Origin of the sequence: Bradyrhizobium uaiense, assembly GCF_010811875.1 — a bacterium.
Classification (GTDB): Bacteria; Pseudomonadota; Alphaproteobacteria; order Rhizobiales; family Xanthobacteraceae; genus Bradyrhizobium; species Bradyrhizobium uaiense.
The window spans coordinates 63,259-81,706 of record NZ_VKHP01000011.1 but is presented as its reverse complement, the minus strand read 5'-3'; the positions used below and the strand labels follow the sequence as shown (position 1 = coordinate 81,706).

General features: G+C 58.3%; 13 protein-coding genes and 1 pseudogene. 4 read left to right on the top strand and 10 right to left on the bottom strand.

Going from position 1 to position 18,448, the window contains the following annotated elements; genetic code table 11:
- Nucleotides 1–1,021: DUF6538 domain-containing protein (locus tag FNJ47_RS05265; RefSeq protein WP_206685291.1), on the bottom strand; the 1,021-nt coding region annotated here is incomplete at its 3' end.
- A gap of 253 nt (nt 1,022–1,274) precedes the next feature.
- Between FNJ47_RS05265 and FNJ47_RS05260 the strand changes: the two genes are divergently transcribed.
- The gene (locus FNJ47_RS05260) at nt 1,275–3,290 is read left to right on the top strand and encodes a DNA primase family protein (RefSeq protein WP_163151307.1); all 2,016 of its coding nucleotides are present in this window, start codon (nt 1,275–1,277) and stop codon (nt 3,288–3,290) included.
- Nucleotides 3,291–3,845: 555 nt separating this feature from the next.
- On the opposite strand, the gene hemA is transcribed toward FNJ47_RS05260, so the two are convergent.
- From hemA to FNJ47_RS05240, 5 genes are all read right to left on the bottom strand, one after another.
- Nucleotides 3,846–5,075: a 5-aminolevulinate synthase gene (hemA, locus tag FNJ47_RS05255; RefSeq protein ID WP_163151305.1), complete on the bottom strand. Its 1,230-nt coding sequence runs from the start codon at nt 5,073–5,075 to the stop codon at nt 3,846–3,848.
- A gap of 323 nt (nt 5,076–5,398) precedes the next feature.
- A complete protein-coding gene (locus tag FNJ47_RS53845; protein WP_163151303.1) occupies nt 5,399–5,608 on the bottom strand; it encodes a hypothetical protein in 210 nt (69 codons plus the stop codon).
- Nucleotides 5,605–5,793 carry a hypothetical protein gene (locus FNJ47_RS51035; RefSeq protein ID WP_235999457.1) on the bottom strand — a complete coding sequence of 63 codons (189 nt, stop codon included), beginning with the start codon at nt 5,791–5,793 and terminating at the stop codon, nt 5,605–5,607. Before FNJ47_RS51035 ends, FNJ47_RS53845 begins: the two co-directional genes overlap by 4 nt.
- A gap of 204 nt (nt 5,794–5,997) precedes the next feature.
- The gene (locus FNJ47_RS05245) at nt 5,998–6,231 is read right to left on the bottom strand and encodes a DUF6894 family protein (RefSeq protein ID WP_163151301.1); all 234 of its coding nucleotides are present in this window, start codon (nt 6,229–6,231) and stop codon (nt 5,998–6,000) included.
- On the bottom strand, nt 6,228–6,458 hold the full coding sequence (locus tag FNJ47_RS05240; protein ID WP_163151299.1) for a hypothetical protein: 231 nt from the start codon (nt 6,456–6,458) through the stop codon (nt 6,228–6,230). The genes FNJ47_RS05245 and FNJ47_RS05240 overlap by 4 nt, the downstream gene beginning before the upstream one ends.
- A 631-nt stretch (nt 6,459–7,089) precedes the next feature.
- On the opposite strand from FNJ47_RS05240, the pseudogene FNJ47_RS05235 reads away from it, so the two are divergent.
- The 3 genes and pseudogenes from FNJ47_RS05235 to FNJ47_RS05225 form a co-directional block, all read left to right on the top strand.
- A pseudogene (locus tag FNJ47_RS05235) lies at nt 7,090–7,908 on the top strand (alpha/beta fold hydrolase); the annotation flags it as partial.
- Between the two features lie 1,039 nt (nt 7,909–8,947).
- Complete coding sequence (locus tag FNJ47_RS05230; RefSeq protein WP_163151295.1) at nt 8,948–9,922, top strand: oxidoreductase; 975 nt, start codon at nt 8,948–8,950, stop codon at nt 9,920–9,922.
- A gap of 434 nt (nt 9,923–10,356) precedes the next feature.
- Nucleotides 10,357–13,218, top strand: coding sequence for an ATP-binding protein (locus FNJ47_RS05225; protein WP_163151293.1), 2,862 nt, complete (start codon nt 10,357–10,359; stop codon nt 13,216–13,218).
- Nucleotides 13,219–13,752: 534 nt separating this feature from the next.
- On the opposite strand, the gene FNJ47_RS05220 is transcribed toward FNJ47_RS05225, so the two are convergent.
- From FNJ47_RS05220 to FNJ47_RS05205, 4 genes are all read right to left on the bottom strand, one after another.
- Complete coding sequence (locus FNJ47_RS05220) at nt 13,753–15,063, bottom strand: threonine/serine exporter family protein (RefSeq protein WP_163151291.1); 1,311 nt, start codon at nt 15,061–15,063, stop codon at nt 13,753–13,755.
- 142 nt (nt 15,064–15,205) lie between these two features.
- Entirely contained in the window at nt 15,206–16,183 is a 978-nt protein-coding gene (locus FNJ47_RS05215) for an efflux RND transporter periplasmic adaptor subunit (RefSeq protein ID WP_235999456.1), read from the bottom strand.
- Nucleotides 16,184–16,190: 7 nt separating this feature from the next.
- Complete coding sequence (locus FNJ47_RS05210; protein WP_163151289.1) at nt 16,191–16,394, bottom strand: DUF1656 domain-containing protein; 204 nt, start codon at nt 16,392–16,394, stop codon at nt 16,191–16,193.
- Nucleotides 16,381–18,438, bottom strand: a complete 2,058-nt coding sequence (locus tag FNJ47_RS05205) for an FUSC family protein (protein WP_163151287.1) — start codon at nt 18,436–18,438, stop codon at nt 16,381–16,383. The genes FNJ47_RS05210 and FNJ47_RS05205 overlap by 14 nt, the downstream gene beginning before the upstream one ends.
- Between the last annotated feature and the right edge of the window lie 10 nt (nt 18,439–18,448).

Sequence of the window (18,448 nt, the reverse complement as noted above, 5' to 3'; positions counted from 1 at the left end):
CAAGCTGCTTGTTCACCGTACCTGCGGAAACCTTCGGGCCGCCTGCATGCTTCCGACCGTGCTCCACCAACTCAGGAAGTGAGGCCTTGAGAAGCGGCCCTCTGCGGGTCTTGGGCACCATCTGGAGCGCCTCGCGAAACGTCCGCGCATGAGAGCGACGGATGTCCAAGAGCGGTAGATTGCCGTGGAGCTGAATGAACATCTCGATGGCGCGGCCGTACTCGTGAACAGTGCCCTCAGGCCTGTCGCGCTCCTTCTTCCAGCCTTCGAAAGCTTCCCTTAGCCCACCTCCACCTCCCTGTTCGCCCTTGGGGCCCTCAGGGATGGCGTAAGCCGACTGCGGTGTCTCAATGGGTTCGCCGGCATTGCGCTTTTCGATATCCTTGAGTGCACGCACGCGGGCCGCTAGCACCGCCATGCCCAGCTTTCGATACGAGACACTCTTGCGGTCAACGTTGAGTTGGAACGCCAGCAACAGCTCATCCAGTTCCTCGCGGATAACCGTGATATCGCCCCGGGCTAGGGCCTTAGGGACAACCGCTAGCTGGTGTTCGAGCGTATCGCTCCGCTTGGTGATTTCGCGGTCCGACAAGCCAGCCTCGGGCAGGGCACCCACGGCAAACGGTGTTCGATATTCAATCCCTACAGCAGTGAGCTGCTCCGCAACGCTCTGGAAGATTGCCTCCGATCCAGTTCCCTCTTGGCGCTCCTCTTCGTCGTTCGCCAACATGCTGGCGTAGAAGCTTTCGGCCATGCGCTTGATCTGGCCATCGGTCAGTGAGGGAATGACGGGACGCCTCTTGAGCAGCTCCTCGGCAGCGGCAAATGTTCGGTCGAAATCAGCCAAGACGTGCGTGGCAGCTACGTTCGCGTCCTTGAGCTTCTTGGTGCCGAGCGATTTCTTGAGGAAGACTTGGCGGTCCCGGCCGGAATTGAGCACACGCGCAACGGCCTCCTGCAGGCGTTCCGGCACCTTGCGCTGAGCGTAGTAAGTCCCGTGTCTGTCCTTGATCAGTCCCATCAGCGCGCGCGTCAAAGCTACTACTCTCTGCTACCACCCGACAGCAGACAAAGCCATGATTTGCAGGATGTTTTTGATCCATCAGCGCTTCTAGAGCCGCTGGCGCTCCCTAGGGGACTGCAAGTCCTCATATAGATCAATCGCTTACCCCGAGGTGGGACAGAAAACGAATCTAGGGATTTGTTACGTTTTCTGAGCCCACTGTCTCACCGGCGACGCCACACGAGCTCGCCTCGACAAGCTGGAATTTCAAATGACTCAAACAACAAACGGTGGTCTCTGCGGGCCCACCGAGAAACACGTTCGTGCCAACGATCGCAAGGGGCAGGACTTCAACGATTGGCTCAATAGCGGCATCGATCCAACACGCATCGCCGATATGATCGATTACGGTGACGAAATGGTCTACTTGGTCGCGTCCGATGCGATTCATGACTTTGGCCACGAGCCGCCATTCCCTATCGATGATGACTTCAACGCGTCGAACGATTGGACCGCCGAAAAATGGGAAGCTCCGATCGAAGATCCACCTGAGTGGCTGACGTCGATGCCGCCCAACCTGGGCGACGATTCGACCAGTGTCACGACTGACACGCCCGCGCTTGGAAATCCCCCGAGCCCCCCCAAGTTGAAGGGTCCAGGTCGGGAGACCCTCGCGGCATGTTCGCTGCTGGACCAGTCAGATACCGATAATGCCAAGCGTCTCGAAGCTTATTTTCCGAACGAGTTGCTGATCATGCAAGCCGCTGGCATCCCCGGCGGGGACAAATTGGCTTGGTCGGGACGACATTGGGACATCGATAACGGGGAGGCAAACGCTTGGATGATGGCCCAAGCGGTCGGAGACTTTATCCAGCTTGAGGCCGATCTCCTTCGACCTACAGAAGTCGAACAAAAGGCTATCGACGCCGGCTCAAAAGCTGCATCTGACCTCAACGGTACGCGGGATCATGATGAGACATCGGCAAAAACACTGCACGAAGCTGTGAAGTCGGGAAAAGCCGCCCAACGTTCCTTCGCGGCGCGGAAGGCAGCTCATAAAAGGTTTGGTGTCATTTCCAAGAATGCTTCTCGTCTTAAAGCAATGCTGGAATGCGGCGCACCCAGGTGGCGGAAGCCTGCCGAGGAGTTCAACGCCAGCGCACTTTCCGTGGCCACACTCAGCCACACCTTGGCATTTGTCCAAGAGAACGACCTTGAGTGCCCGGACGATAAGTCAACCCGCACGATCTGCCGAATCCGCGCGCGAAAAGGGCATCGAAAGTCTGATTATATCACGGCATTGGTTCCCGTGATGTACGATCAATCCGCCCGAGCTCCATTCTTCGAGAGTTGGATTGAAAAAATGATGCCGGATCCGGAGGCGCGTCGCACCTTGCAGCAATTTTCCGGCATCAGCATTTTGGGCGTGCCACTGCAACGGTTCATGTTTCATTACGGAGAAGGCGCAAACGGGAAGAGTGTCTATCTTGAATTGCTCATGAGGTTGTTGGGGAAGAGCTTTGCTGTCGGGTTGCCAACCGAGTCTATCATCGGACAAGGCGAGCGAAGTGCCGGCGGAGCGTCGCCAGATCTCATTCGCCTTTTCGGCAAGCGGATGGTGCGAGTGTTGGAATTGCCCGAAGGCAAACCGCTTCAATCTGAGCTTGTTAAGAAGCTGACCGGCAGCGAGGAAATCCCTGTTCGAACGTTGTTCAAGGGGTTCGTTGACTTCATGCCGCGGGCGAAGCCGCACATGAGCGGTAACGGTCTGCCAAAGATTACTGACACCTCTAATGGCATCTGGCGCCGAATGCTGCTGTTGAAGTGGCCAGTTCAGATTGCTGAAAAGGATATGCGAGATCCCGAAGAGATGGTCGGCGAAATGCTTAAGGATGCTCCCGGCATCCTGAATTGGCTGTGCGAGGGGGCTCTGGACTTCCTTCAGAACGGGCTCTACGTCGCTCCGAGCGTTGCCGCCGCGACAGCCGACTATCGCAAAGAGATGGATATCGTGATGCAGTTTGCGGAGGACTGCCTCGAAAGGGTCGACGGTTCGAAAGTGCAGGCGCGTCCGATGTATCAGGCTTTCCTGGAGTGGTGTCATGCTAACTCAAAATCGCCGGTCTTTGAGACTAAGTTCGGCCGAGACTTGAAAAGGCACTTCGAACGGGATGATTCCAAACGGTTGCGCTTCTATCTCAATGTCAAGCTCCGTGACGATCGCCCACGCGCGGAAATGAATGGAAGCAACCGCGCTGATCCTCTCGACGACGTGGTTCCGGTTTAGCACCTCGACAATGAGCGATAGTACGCCGAGGGTTGCGCAGAACCCTCGGCATACAGACAAGCCACTAGCTAAATGACATTTCGATCTGCCGGCGAAGGTACGACAGTTCGCCCGCTATATATTTAAACGAGATCAAAATTTCGGCGATTAGGCTGCTTTCACAAGCTCTCTACGTGACAATCAAAACTATCTCAACCTTCTCCTTCCTTAAGCTATTTAGATAAGAGGTATTTATTTCAATAGGATAGACCAGCGAGGGTTTTCGACCGAAATGGCGTAGAAGCTTCGCGAATCGTCGCTGTGGCTTTAGCCATCTCCGTCGCTGCTCGATCGCGTCTTGTTATGGATCGAAAGCTGACGCATTGTGGACCTTTGGGTCCATGCTGCGCGGGTCCTTCCTTCCCCGCCCCTTACGGAGCAAGCGCGCCCCGAAATGTCACTAGTCGCAGATCTTGAGATCTGGGTTGACACGGTTGACAGGTTGACACGAAATCTCCGCGCGGTTGACGACGCTGGGGCGGGGAACAAACGAACCTCTAATGCCCCGCTATGCACCTACTCCGCTGCGAGCGCGCGATGCCGAAGCGGTAGCCCGAGACGCCCCGAGATATCGATCAGCGCTTCGGCGAGCGCATCGATGAGCACGTCATCATGGTAGGGCGTCGGCGTGATGCGCAACCGCTCGGTGCCGCGCGGGACGGTCGGATAGTTGATCGGCTGGACGTAGATGCCATGCTCAGCGAGCAGCAGGTCGCTGGCTTCCTTGCACTTCACCGGATCACCCACCATGACTGGCACAATGTGTGTCTCGCTGGGCATCACCGGAAGGCCGGCGGCGTTGAGCACACCCTTGACCCGCGCCGCGCGGTCCTGATGACGGTCGCGCTCCCATTGTGACGTCTTGAGGTGCCGGATTGCCGCGGTCGCGGCGGCGCAGATCGCTGGCGGCAGCGCGGTCGTGAAAATAAATCCCGGTGCATAAGAGCGTACTGCGTCGATGACGTCGGCACTTCCCGCAATGTAGCCGCCGAGGCAGCCGAACGCCTTCGCCAGCGTCCCCTCGACCACGTCGATGCGGTCAAGGACCCCCTCTCGCGCGGCAATGCCCGCGCCCGCGGGACCGTACATGCCGGCCGAATGGACCTCGTCGATATACGTCATGGCACCGTAGCGCTCTGCGAGATCGCAGATGCGGTTCACCGGCGCGACATCGCCGTCCATCGAGTAGAGGGCCTCGAATACGATCAGCTTCGGGCGATCGGGTGCCGCAGCTGCCAGCAAATCTTCGAGATGACTGACGTCGTTGTGACACCAGATTTTCTTTTCCACGCCCGCACGGTGCACGCCCTCGATCATCGAATTGTGGTTCCACGCGTCGGAGAGGATCAAGCAGTTTGGGAGCAGCTTGGCGATCGTTGCGATGCCGGTTTCGTTGGACACGTACCCGGAGGTGAACACCAGCGCCGCTTCCTTTCCGTGCAGGTCCGCAAGCTCCCGCTCCAGTTCGACCAACGGATGATTGGTTCCAGAGATGTTGCGGGTACCACCTGCGCCTGCGCCCATCCGGGTCGCGGTTTCGACCATCGCGCCGATCACCTTTGGATGCTGGCCCATGCCAAGGTAATCGTTCGAGCACCAGATCACGACCGGGCGCGTGCCGTCGGGAGAGTGCCATATCGCATGCGGAAAACGCCCGGCAATGCGCTCGAGATCGGCAAACACGCGGTAGCGCCGTTCGCTATGCAGGCGAGCGAGTGCGGAGGCAAAGAAGTGATCATAGGTCATGACTCGAAATCTCCGGCCGGCTTGTACTCAACGATTGGACTTCCCAGGTCCACAAGCCGCCGTGCCCATTCAATCCAACTCGGTCGGCTATCAGGTCCTGAAAGGGCGGCCGGTCCTCGGGGGAAGGACCGGCCGCGGGGCCACGGCGAAGGGAGGGGGCGCCGGGGCCAAGCACTTGCGAACCTAGCTGCCTCCGCGAGGCAAATTGGTACCCGACAAGGGACGTCAGTGCGGTGCGGCAGGTGCAAATCTCTGCAAATCGTGGCGAACGAAATATCGGTGCATCGACCACATTCGCCCTGAGGAGTGTTCCGCTCCCCGCCCTAAGCTCCCCTACTGACTTGGTTGCCGATCACACAGCGCCACGCCGCCAGGCGCTCGGCTGGATACTGTTTCATCCAATCGGCAAGCTCCGGCGCGCCCATCAGGCACGACTGCAGTGAGACGTCAGCAAATTCGGAGGTCGTTACGGTCTGCTCACGACAACTTGTCGGGGAGACAAGGCTGCAGAGCACTGCGACAATTCTTATCATGAGTGGACTCCATTCCTGTGGTACTCATCCACGCCACGGTCCGCATGCCCGTCTAACGTCCCGCTCTTCGGCTCACTGATACGATCCTCCGCAGGGAAGATGCTTTCATATATCGCGCGCGCCTCTCGAATTAGCCGAACCCGCTCGCGCTCAGATTTCGAAACAAACAAAATCACCCCGCCCATCCTCGTGCCTCGCTTTGGTTAGATGACAGTCTATCGCCGCAATCGTTGAGCCCGGCGGTAACCAGAAGGTAAGCGCCGATGACGCTCACTCGACCGCTCCTTCAAGTATTGCTCGACCTAGGATGAGCTTGCTCGGTTTCTCACGATATCCTTCACTTCCAAAGAAGCGGTGTCATTAGCTTTTGATCCACGAGCGTCCCATCCCTAATGAGGCTTACCGAGTACGAATACAAAGGGAACGACGAATAGCTCATCACCAAGATCGTCGTTGACGTGCAAGATCCAGTCGCGCCAATCTTCGAGGTTGCGCGCCGTTGTGAGGGATCGCACAACACAAGCGGCGTGATCACGAGCCTCCGTGAGGTCGCCCACCAATGCACCACATCGATCGACCAACATCTGTCTGTTGTTAGAGCAGTGGAAGTACACGTGGGTCATGTCCAGCCTCTCTCAAACACTGCTTCGCTTTCTGTATCAGCAGCCGATCGTGCCAATGCCTTGGCCGCATCAACAAGCGAAGCTTTCTCCGCTCGCCGCTCGTAGTCGTCGGCAAGGGCCTTAAGCTGATCAGCGATCGCTTGGTCAGTCATCGACCTGGCAGCACGAAGCAAAGTCTGCGCCGTCTTGAGGTATTGCTTGCCTCGTTGTGATATCTGGAACGTCATAGTGGCCTCACGCTGTTCTCGGCGGTTGGTTTAGGATGACTTGGAGCCAGGCCAGCCAACTGGCATCACCTGCGCGGCGAGCTTTGAAGCGATCGACGCACTTTTGGGAACAAAGAGGAGTTCGCCACGAGTAGTGTCGGATCAGTCCGAACTTTCCGTCACAAACTGCGCATCGCGCGCCTCTGCCATGACTGATGCTTTCGCAGGAGTTTTGCATTGCGATCTCCTTTTGCTGCTATTGACGCTGTCCAGCCAAAACTCTTGTTCACTCTTCAAAGATCTACATTTTCGCCGACGCATGTAGCCTAAGGCCATCAAGATGAACGGCTCAATTGAACGTAGGTAAACGCCCGGCAGCAAAAGGAGTCATGGGATTCATACGAAGAGCTTAGACCCAGACGGGTGTTCATAGGCTGACGTATTGCCTTACAAGCCCTGGGACACCGCCGGTCTGGCTTATGCAACGCTATGGATATCTGCATCGACGCCAGCGTGCGGTGCGCTCGCCTGGTTCACAACAGTACACGGCACCTAACACCATTCAACGCGCAACTTCGCGCTTTGTGCGCGAAGGTAATGGCTCGCTAACCGGACCAGCAGGGGCTCATTCGCGCCCAACACGAGGGAAAGCATGTCTTTCATTAAGACCAACGATGGCGTCGAAATTTTTTACAAGGATTGGGGCTCCGGCCAACCGATCGTCTTTAGCCATGGCTGGCCGCTCTCATCTGACGATTGGGATGCACAGATGCTGTTCTTCCTCAATCACGGCTATCGCGTGATCGCCCACGACCGCCGTGGCCACGGCCGTTCGAGCCAGGTGGCTCACGGGCATGACATGGACCATTATGCTGACGACCTCGCGGCGGTGATAGCGCATCTCGACGTGAAGAATGCTGTGCATGTCGGCCACTCCACCGGCGGCGGCGAGGTGGCGCATTATATCGCCCGCCACGGCGAGAGCCGGGTGGCGAAGGCGGTGCTCATCAGCTCCGTGCCACCTTTGATGGTGCAGACGCCGGCTAACCCGGGTGGCTTGCCCAAATCCGTCTTCGACGGCCTGCAGGCGCAGCTTGCGGCGAGCCGCACCCAATTCTATCGCGATCTCGCAGCCGGTCCATTCTATGGCTACAACCGGCCCAACACCAAGCCTTCGGAAGCCGTGATCGAGAACTGGTGGCGGCAGGGCATGATGGGCGGTGCGAAAGCGCACTACGATGGCATCGTCGCTTTCTCACAGACCGACTTCACCGAGGACCTGAAGATGATCACCGTGCCCGTGCTTGTCATGCATGGCGACGACGATCAGATCGTGCCTTATGCCGACTCCGGACCGCTGTCGGCAAAGCTCTTGAAGAACGGCACGCTGAAGACCTACAAGGGTTTTCCGCACGGAATGCCGACTACACAAGCCGAGACGATCAACGCGGATCTGTTGGCGTTCATCCGGCAAGCCGAACCAACGATCACGAGCCACGAGTGCGAGCAGAGCCGCTTCTCGGCTACGTCTTAAAAATAGACCTCATATCACATGCGGCAGGTCTACTCGTAGATCGAAAGCTTACGCATGCGCAATGATGGCCGCTGACGCGCAGCAACCGCCTCTTGCTGCCGCTGCTTCTGGAGGTTTACCTTACGGCCCCGCTGCTTGGCGTCCAATCTCGCATCGTTCGCCGGGCGTGAGCCATTAATTACCCCACGAACAGGGCGTCGCTGTCCGAAACGAGGGGGCCGTCGGGCGCCCAGCCGCAAAATGCTGTTCCTAACCAGGGCTGCAGTCGCACTCATCGATTGAGTCCTCCAGCGCTCATATTGACGCGGCTCGCGACAAAGCTCCAAAAAGCGACCCACGTACCGGTCCCAAACCATCGGTTTGCACAGATCACGAAGTCGGGCTGCGCGACTACGACAGCCCGACTTATAATGCACCCGGGGACGTCAGTGCTTACCAGACGTGAGTCAATACCCCGTCGTTGGCACGCAGGGCGGCCGCCTATAGGGAGCGGTCGCGAATGAGCCGACATCCGGCTCCCTGAGGCAGGGCCGAGTCTTGGTAGTGGTCGAGGCAGGGGTCGTCAGGCTACCATAAGCATCCTGAACCTTCCTGACAGATGCATGTTTCTCTCGAGCTATCGCCGGAGCCGCGGCGATCGCCGTGATTACCAGCACACCAGCGCAAACAAGCGTAAGTTTGGTCATTCAAGTCTCTCCTTAGGTGGTCAGAAGCCACAACAGAACGGCTTCACGCATTAAGTGAGATTTCTTCGGAAAGATGTGAGGGCCTGCTTGCAACGATTAACGGCGCCAAACAAAACACAACGAGTTACACTGTCGCATCTGTGCGATCATGCTGACGATAGGGGACGGCGGCTATTGTCGCGTGAAAGTTAGGAGCCCCTGCTGCGAGTTCGACCGCGCTTGTTGCTCAAGTCGGTTGCTTCGGTGAAGAGTTCATTTCTGTTGTGGACGACCTGCCTCCTCGGTGACCCATGCAAACTCCTCAAGCTCCTATCAATTCAGGGTTCGGTGCCGCCACTACGGCAGCCGAAGTGATCAAAGGAATCGATCTGACTGGTAAGACCGCGGTTGTGACCGGCGGCTATTCGGGAATCGGCCTTGAGACCGCACGCGCCTTTCGGTCGGCTGGTGCAAAGGTGGTCGTACCGGTCCGCGATATGTCAAAAGCAAAGGCAAACCTGGTCGATATGCCGGATATCACGATCGAAACCATTGACCTGCTTGATCCTTCATTGATCGATCACTTCGCGAAGCGGTTTCTCGATGCGCATCATGCCCTCCATATCTTAGTCAACAATGCGGGTGTGATGGCCGCCCCACTAAGGCGCGATGCTCGCGGCTATGAATCGCAATTTTCCGCAAACCATCTTGGCCATTTTCTGCTCACCTGCCGCCTTTGGCCCGCGCTCGTTCGCGCTCAAGGAGCCCGCGTCGTCGCTCTCTCCTCGTATGGCCACCGCCGGGCCGGCATCGACTTTCATGATCCAAACTTTGAGCGCCGCCCATATGATCCCTGGATCGCTTATGGACAGTCGAAAACTGCCAATTCCCTGTTTGCCGTTGCACTCGACTCAATCGGGAAAAGTCGTAGCGTGCGCGCCTTCGCGGTGCATCCGGGAGGCATCGTTACGGATCTGCTCCGCCACATGTCACCAGCCGAGATCGATGCCAGCAAGGTTCTCGACGAAGCTGGTAAGCCGATCATCGATCCGTGCAACAACAAGAAAACACCTCAGCAAGGGGCTGCTACCAGCGTATGGTGCGCAACTAGTCCGCAACTTGATGGCATGGGCGGCGTCTACTGCGCTGACTGCGAGATTGCCATCAAACTCCCCGATGACGACAGCACAGAACTGCATGGTGTGCGGCCACGTGCCATCGATCCGGTTTCCGCAGGTCGTTTGTGGCAACTCAGCGAACAACTGACGGGCGCAGGTATCGATTGAAGCGTACGATAGATGGACGAAGATGAATCGATGGTTCTCTCAGGAGAGCCAATGCCCCCTGAGCTTCCTGCGTCGCTCAACATGAGCGAAACAAGCATGCGGCGTCGCCGCCCCCGAGACGCCGGATCCTCTTGCACGCATCAAAGTACGCGGCAGAATGTCTCGATAGGGCAGAAGACCTGACTGATCAAGAGCAGCTACGTGCGTGGCAACCGTTGGATCTGGACGCTCCACCAGCCGCAGTCACACAAATTCGGGGATACCAGGTACATCAACCACTTAAGGCTCCGACCTGCCTGTGGAGCTCTCGCTGGCTGGCGGCCAAATCACTTACAGTCCTGGCGAAACATCCGGATTAGTCTAACGCCTCAAGCCATCTTTACGCTAAGTTGAAGGACATGAATTGATGGTATCGTTTTGTCACATGGGCAGAAATGATTGCGAAGCCGGCTGCAAAGAGCAAAGACGCAATTTCCTTCGGTCCGTTCAGCCTTGTCGCGAGCGAACGCCTCCTGACTAAAGGCGGAGACCCCGTCGAACTGGGGGCGCGAGCGCTCGACGTGCTGATCGCGTTGATATCGCGCCCGAACGAAGTCCTCGACAAAAGAGAGCTGATCTCGGAAGTTTGGTCCGGTATCAGCGTAGAAGAAGCCAATCTACGATTCCAGATTGCTGCCTTGCGCAGGGCTCTAGGCGATGGGCAGGATTGTGCCAGATACATTGCCACGGTTCCGGGACGCGGCTACTGCTTCGTTGCTCCCATTTCGTCGGTGAAAAACAAGAATACAGGAGAGGCAGGGAACACCAGACCGGTTCAGGCAGACCACCTTCTGCCTGCTCGCTTGGTTCGCATAATCGGGCGGACCGATAACATTTCGACCCTCTCCACTCAGCTTGCAACTTCGCGCTTCGTCACGATCGTGGGCCCTGGAGGAGTTGGGAAGACAACGCTCGCCGTTGCGGTCGCACACGATCTGTTGGAAACGTTTGTTGGGTCAGCCCTTTTTATCGACCTCGGGATCATAAGTGATCCCGGGATGGTAGCCGTTTCTTTGGCGTCGACCCTGGGGATATCGGTGCGGTCCGACGATCCGACCCCGAGTATCGTCTCACACCTGCGGGACAAACGAATCCTTCTAGTGCTCGATAACTGTGAGCATGTAGTTGACGCCGTTGCGGCGGTCACTGCGCAGATTTTTCGCGCTACATCGCAAGTCCATCTCCTGGCGACCAGTCGAGAGGCTCTTCGAGCAACCGGCGAATTTATCTACAGGCTAGAGCCTCTCGACGTTCCACCACAGGATTGTCCGCCTACAGCAGCCGCCACTTTGGCCTTCTCCGCGGCGAAATTGTTCGTCGAGCGTGCAGCCGCGTCGGGTACTCGCGTGAATCTGGACGACTCGGATGCAGCCGTCGTGGCCGGCATCTGCCGTAAGCTCGACGGCGTGGCCCTTGCGATCGAGCTGGCGGCCGGACGCGTTGCGGCTTTGGGCCTGCAACGAACTGCAGCGATGCTCGACGAACGCTTGACTCTATTATGGCAGGGACAACGAACCGCGCCACCGCGCCAGAGAACCCTTCAGGCCACGCTGGATTGGAGCTTTAGCCTCCTGTCTGAACCGGAACGCATGGTACTCCGCCGTCTCGCAGTGTTCGTCGGGGATTTTACGTTGGAGGCGGCACAAGCCATCACGGTAAGCGTGACCGCCGATCAGTCTCTCGTATTCGATGCAATCGAAAGTCTCGTGTCGAAATCGATGGTCGTGGCGCGTTCCATAGGAGGATCGATGCGCTATCGGCTCCTAGCTACGACGCGCTCCTACGTCCTCGGACTTGGTGCCCGCGGTGCTGAACTTGCAGATTTAGGACAATGCCACGCGGCTTACTGCCAACGATGGCTGGAAAAGACAGGGGCGACATGGCCCACGTTGTCGAACGCATTGGAGCGTGCGCCTTACCTTTCCGGCCTCGGCGACGTCCGGGCGGCCCTGGAATGGAGCTTTAGCGATAGCGGCTCTGCTAAAGTCGGAGTCTCACTTGCTGCCAACGCAGGACCTGTCTTTCTCGCAATGTCTTTGCTAACTGAATGTCATCGCTGGGCAGAGACGGCAATTGCCGCTCTTAACGACACCACCCGCGGTGGGTTCGAGGAAATGCATCTTCAAGCAGCACTGGGACTGTCGTTGATGTTTACTCGCGGCAGCACCGATGCGGCGCGCGTGGCCCTGAACAGAAGTCTGGCGATTGCTGAAGAACGCGGCGAGCCGCTCAACCAATTGCAGCTATTGGCGCCGCTTACGATGTACCATCTGCGGATCGGCGACTTCAAGACTGCCATAGCATTGGGGAAGCGAGCCTCCGCTCTCTCCAAAGTGGTCGCTGATCCCACTGCCATTGCACTTGCCCATTCGATCTCTGGTATTTCGCTCACCCACACGGGCGATCTTGCCGGTGCCCGTTTGGGGTTGGAAGCGGCCCAACAGCGCATGACGACACCCCAACGAAGCAACGCGATTTATCTAGGTTTCGATGGGCATGACTTGGCTGGTATCTTCCTCGCGCGGACGCTTTGGCTCCAAGGTTATCCGGATCAAGCCCGGTTGCGTGCAAAAGAAACCATTAAGGACGCTGCGGCAACAGACCATCCTGTGACCCTATCAATTACATTGATTTGGGCGATTTCCTTATTCCTATGGATGGGGGACCTCGAGACCGCCGAAGAACTCCTGGAGTGGTTTATCGCACGCGCGGAAACTCACTCCTTGGGACCCTACCTTGCAGTTGGACGTGGCTACAAAGGCTTGTTGGCCGTTCGTCGCGGCGCAGCAAAGCTCGGGGTCGAAAGTCTGCAGGGCGCGCTGGCGGATCTCCATTCGGCGCGTTACGAATTGCTCACCACAATGTTTAGTATCTCGCTTGTACAGGGACTTGCAGCGATCGGCCGGCACGCTGAAGCCGTCAAACTCGTCGGCGAGGCCATCGAAATGGTCGAGGAAAACGGAGACGTTTCATACATGGCTGAGCTGCTTCGTACGAAGGCTGACGTTCTGCTATCGATGCCTCAGCCCAAATACGAAGATGCTGAACAATGCCTCACACAATCACTGGAGTGGAGCCGCCGCCAAGGTGCATTGGCTTGGGAGTTGCGCACTGCCGTCGACCTGGCGAAGTTGTGGGCAAGCCAAGGTCGAACTGACGCAAGGTCGCTTCTCCAGCCTGTATACGCGCGGTTCGCGGAAGGCCTGGATACACCCGATCTAAGGCAGGCAGAACGACTGCTTGCGACCTTGCGCTAAATCGTCCTGCGCGCCACTGATGAATCGAGTGGGGATCTTCCCCAGTTGCTTAGGAATGACCAGCTACCGCTGAGGCGGACGATCACCATCCTCTAACGCTGGGGGATCAACGATCGCGGCCGCGATCGAGCCAATGTAGCAGCCACAGCATCACCTTGCGACGTTCCTGTAAGATGCAGCCACCGTAGTCGCCTTCTCGGCTCCCAGATCGCTACCGCTCGACTTGAGCTCACATTGGCCCAATCCGCCAGCGGCAGAACCGCGGCATTGACCTTGTGCGCTATAAGAGCAGTCCCTGACGTCCGTAGACTAGTTGCGAAGAACCGGGCTCCTTCAATTGCAATCGACACGGTAGCCAGGCGAGCAGCACACCTCGTATTGACATCGCCTCCTCTTCTCTGGTTTCCGTGCTCTATCGAAATCCCTTTTGGTGAGCACCGGCAAAGGACCGCAGCAACTGCGTCCATTCAGTTGCCGCAGTTCACTTTCACATAGAACTCGACGCGCAGATCGTTGATTTCCGCAAGATTTCGTTTAGTTCTGTGAGCAGCGAAACTTCGCCCCCGAACTCTGAACGGAACCAAGATCGCTTGAGCCCTTCTTGGCCCGAGCGCGTCCATCATGGAGATGGCCAATGGCCAGTCTGGGTACGATGAGACCAAGGCTCATGGCGAGTACGATGGCTACAGCAGTCGTCCCATCAGCGATCGTGGCACCGACCAGTTCCGGCGTCGGATGCGACGAACCGGCGATCTGAACCAGCCCACTCATCATTCTGAAGACGTAAACGCCTGGTATCATCGACACCACCGAAGCAAAGCCTATGGCGGCGAACGGCAGATGCTTCCGGAGCGAAACTGGAGTGAGCAGCATGCCAACGACGAAACAGGCAACAAGAGCGCCCGTCGTCACTCCGAAGCCAAATACGGTGATCGCCACCCAACGGAACGCATGAGCCAGCATGCCGACCGCAACTGGCCATGCGAACATGCTCGGTGGCGTCGAGAAGAATACGCTGTAACATGCCACCGCAACGCCGGCAGCGATCACGTCAAGCCAGAGCGACACAGCCTGACCCGGCGGGTCTATCGGCAATGACCCGTGCACAAGCTTGAGCCCCAGGAGCAACCCCACCGAGATTGCGACGACGACGATTCCGGCGTAGGTCAGACGAGATACACCGAGGTGAATTCGCCCGTTGATGAGGTCGATCGCGCCGTTGAGAATATGTGGCCCCGGAACCAGCACCATGCAGGGACACACAACTACAAGCCTCAGTGCCGTGCTGAGCTGATAATGAACGGCCAGTCCGCCGATAACACCAGCAAGCAGTGCCGCGCAGAACGGCTGGATGAAGATGTTGGAACTCGCCTTCGCGATCGCGCGCCGGAGCAGGCCACCCGCGCCTGCGCTGATGAAAATCAGTATTGCAGCGGGCAAGTGTTGAATGCCGAATATGATCGCGAGAGCGACCGCTCCGACCGCCGCGGCCAGCGCGAATAACCACGTCGCGGCCGACGGCGCCTTGGAGATGGCGTCGATCCGCTCTCGAGCCTCCTCGAGCGAAAGGCGACCGGCTTCAACATCCGCCACTGCCTGCATCGCAGAGGCGACGCGATGCATATCAACCCCGACCGGATCAGCCGATACTTCCACAATCCGTGTTACATCATCGCCCTTGGCGCGCAACGTCAACTCGCCCCAACGCGGCATCAGCTCAGCGGTGATGCCGAGCGCGTCGCCAAGCCGCCGGGCTGCCGCAACAACCTGATCGGTTCCCTGGCCATTGACGAAAAGGACCTTTGCCAGACCAAGGATGACATCGCAGTGCTCATCGCTAGCCATAGCCCGCTCTGCGAGAACACGAGGCGTCGGTTCTCTGTGCTGCGCGCTTCTGTCGACGGCTCCGGAAATCATATATTCCGCTAAATCCACCATGGTACTTACCTTTCGATTGGACCAACGCTGGGTCGGTATATGTCCCGAACTAATCCGGGGCTTGCTTGCTGCGAGGGCGAGAACTGATCTCTACGGTGGCCGTCATGCCCACCACGAGTCGCACGCCTGGCGGCACTTCATCGATGTGAAGTCGAACAGGCACGCGCTGGGCAAGCCGAACCCAGGTAAAGACCGGATTTACGGTTGCCAGGCCACCGGCGTCGGGTCGCGCATTTGGGACGTTGATGCCACGCGAAATACTTTCGACATGACCACGTAGCACTTGCCGATAGCTTAGCAACTTGATTGCCGCCGCATCAGCTTCGTGAATTTGCGAAAGGCTGGTTTCCTCGAAATAACCGTCGACCCAAAAGGTTTCGGCATTCACCACCGAGATAGCCTTCTGTCCCACGTTCACGTAGTCGCCGAGCTGCACCAACAGATTGGTCACATAGCCTTCGGCCGGCGAGAGGATGCGAGTTCGCTTCAAGTTGACGTTGGCTTGATCCAAACTTGCCGAGGCATGCTGATACGAGGCTTGTGCGGCGAGAGCAGCGGCGGCATAGGACTGCTTTTCCTCCGGCGTCGTCGCGAGGTCGCTCAACTGTTGTCGCCGGCGGGATTCAGCCGCCGCGTTCACAGCCGTCGCCTTTGCCTGGTCCACCGCTGCGGCCGCCAGGCTCACTCCAATCCTGTAATCGGTGGGGTCGACAATCATCAATAGATCGCCCTTGTGAACGAACTGGTTGTCAGCGACCGGAAGCTCGACAATCCGGCCCGAAACCTCAGGCGCCATGGTCACGACATAGGCTCGGACAGTTGCGTCGCGTGTCCATGGTCGCTCCATGTATGTATTCCATGCCGCTGAGCCTGCCGCGATGGCGAGCCCTACCATGACGAGCGTGACCGAGATCGCAATGCCTTTGCCCACACCGATAAAGTCACGCCCCCTTTCCAGAGCCGACGATGAGAACGGACCGGTGGATGCCCTTGAGGTGGCCGTCAGCTTCAGGTCAATTTCCGACATCGCGGCCTCAATTTCCGACCAGGAGAACGACGGACGAGAGGATGATGACGTACACGGCAAACTCAAGGAGCGCCGGGTGCCAGACCAATCGCAAAATGCGGACCTTACTGGCGAGCCAGCGAAGCGGCTGCAGAATCAACCAAGCCGCGACCATCATGATCGAGATCGGAGCCACGTAGACGCCGAACACATTGACTTCAGCGAAGCTCATTGATGGTCCTCGCGTCGAAGTAAGTCGCGTGCCAACGAAGCCCTTCGGAGATGGCGCAGATGCTGCCCTGCATGCGCAGCACTGTGCGTGCACGTGCGCCGGTCAGCGTCGTCGGTAGTCTGCCGGCTAGGTATTCGAGCCTTCGGCTTGCAAGAGCGCTCTGCGCCCAGGCCAGTGGCGCGAACGCGGAATCGAGCTCCGCGGCAACGCCGAGCCGCCGTGCCATTCGCCGAACGCGAATAATTTCGGATCCCACCGAAACGGCAGCCAGCAGCCGAGCACGTTGCAGCGAACCTGCCTGCTCCGGAAAAACCGAGAGTCGGGCGTAAGCCAGGCTTTCCCAAGCAGCCCGTGAACCGGTCGCCTCCATCTTCGCGAGCCGCCGCAGGTCGCGGAGCGTCAGCCATAAAAGGCGAGCAGCACGGAACGCCGGCGAAGGTGGTGGCAAAAGGCGGAACGCGAGTGTCGACGCCCCTGCCCCTGCGATGACCGCAAGCGCATCGTTATAGTACTGGACTGTGTCGTAGCTGATCGGGTTTTCCGGCTTTAAAAGCGGGATCAATGCGAGAGCAAGGAATCCAAATAGCTCTGGTTGCCAGTGCAGCGTGGACAAGGCTGCTACCGGCACAAGCACCACTCCGATCACTATCGCCAGACCCGTGAAAGTCTCACAGCCGGGCAGCACGGCAAATTTGATGATCGCGGCGCAGATCGCTGCCGCAACAATGCCAAGTAATCGGCTTCTGGCGCTGTCATAGGGCTGATCCGTCCCAGGCAATGAGTGAACGATGACGAAGATCGTCGACCAAACGATCGCCAAGGCGCCGCTCGACCATTCAGTGACGATCCAGAAGAGCTCGACCGCGCCAATCATCAGAAATATGCGCGACGCATTTACGAGCGCGGGCAGATAATCGGGGACCGGAAGCTGTGCGGCTTGGCGGTTTCCCTCACCTCGGTCACGGCCAGCCAGCACAGCAATTCCATCGAGCGAACGCGCAAGGCCCATCATGCCTTGCGCGGCACCATCGGCCATCATGCGTAGTGACGACGTATGAGCCGGCAATTTGACCAACGCTTTCACTGCAGCGGTACAAGTGCGCCGCAACCGGACGGCCTCTTCCACCCAGTCCACCGCATCCGTTTCGCCGGTTCCCGAGCGCAAAGCAGCGGGAAGTCTTTGCAAAATGATGTCGGCATCAAGCCGACGCCAATCACCCGTGACGTGCTCGAGGTGATTGGCAACCAACCGCCAGCCGGCGAGGCTGACGAAGAGCCCTTCGACGGCTGCTCGTAGAGGCTGGGAGTTCAGCCGCAGATCTGGCTCTTCTCCCATGACCTCATCAATGACCGGGTCGAGCGCGATCGTCTGCCGGACAAGATCTCGACGTTCCGCACGCGTGGTCCCACCGTCAGCTCCCTTGAGCGTACACACCAGCCCGCGCGCAATCGCGCCGGAGATAGCTGCATACAAATCGGCAAGGCGGCCCCTCGTCCGCCCGAGATCAGTGGTGGCCAGGACCACTGCGGCGCAGACGATCCCTATGCAGATCTCGCTGACCCGTGTAAGAGCCAGCAAAAGGACATGTCCGCCTAGCCCTCCTGTTGCGCCGAGCTCGTCGCTCGCGATGATCGCAGCCGTGAAACCGGCGAGCGCAGCGCCATAAGCGGCGAAATTGCGGAGAGTAGCGGCAACGAAGCCACAGGCGGCCGCCCAAAGTGCCAAGCCCAGCAGAAAGCCAAGACGATTTTGCGGAAAGCACGCTGTTAGAATCACGATCGCCACGGCACCAATGATCGTCCCGCCCATCCGGAACCAGGACTTTCGGAGCGAGGCGCCGAGGCTCGGTTGCGAGACGATCACCGCGGTGGTGGCTGCCCAATAGGCGTTATCGACTTGGAGCCAAAATGCGACGAAGAGAGCCAGGCAGGCTGCGGCCCAGACGCGAATAGCGAACAGCAAAGTTGGAACCGAAGACAGAAGCCGCTGCAACGGTTGCCAACCTTGTGCATCAGATGTCGGAAACGAAATCGACGCAGTCACTGTCCCTTCC

Excerpts from the sequence above, each read along its gene's own strand:
- FNJ47_RS05260 (WP_163151307.1), top strand. The coding sequence starts at position 1,275 with ATGACTCAAACAACAAACGGTGGTCTCTGCGGGCCCACCGAGAAACAC.
- hemA (WP_163151305.1), bottom strand. The coding sequence starts at position 5,075 with ATGACCTATGATCACTTCTTTGCCTCCGCACTCGCTCGCCTGCATAGC.
- FNJ47_RS53845 (WP_163151303.1), bottom strand. The coding sequence starts at position 5,608 with ATGATAAGAATTGTCGCAGTGCTCTGCAGCCTTGTCTCCCCGACAAGT.
- FNJ47_RS51035 (WP_235999457.1), bottom strand. The coding sequence starts at position 5,793 with ATGGGCGGGGTGATTTTGTTTGTTTCGAAATCTGAGCGCGAGCGGGTT.
- FNJ47_RS05245 (WP_163151301.1), bottom strand. The coding sequence starts at position 6,231 with ATGACCCACGTGTACTTCCACTGCTCTAACAACAGACAGATGTTGGTC.
- FNJ47_RS05240 (WP_163151299.1), bottom strand. The coding sequence starts at position 6,458 with ATGACGTTCCAGATATCACAACGAGGCAAGCAATACCTCAAGACGGCG.
- FNJ47_RS05230 (WP_163151295.1), top strand. The coding sequence starts at position 8,948 with ATGCAAACTCCTCAAGCTCCTATCAATTCAGGGTTCGGTGCCGCCACT.
- FNJ47_RS05225 (WP_163151293.1), top strand. The coding sequence starts at position 10,357 with ATGATTGCGAAGCCGGCTGCAAAGAGCAAAGACGCAATTTCCTTCGGT.
- FNJ47_RS05220 (WP_163151291.1), bottom strand. The coding sequence starts at position 15,063 with ATGGCTAGCGATGAGCACTGCGATGTCATCCTTGGTCTGGCAAAGGTC.
- FNJ47_RS05215 (WP_235999456.1), bottom strand. The coding sequence starts at position 16,183 with ATGTCGGAAATTGACCTGAAGCTGACGGCCACCTCAAGGGCATCCACC.
- FNJ47_RS05210 (WP_163151289.1), bottom strand. The coding sequence starts at position 16,394 with ATGAGCTTCGCTGAAGTCAATGTGTTCGGCGTCTACGTGGCTCCGATC.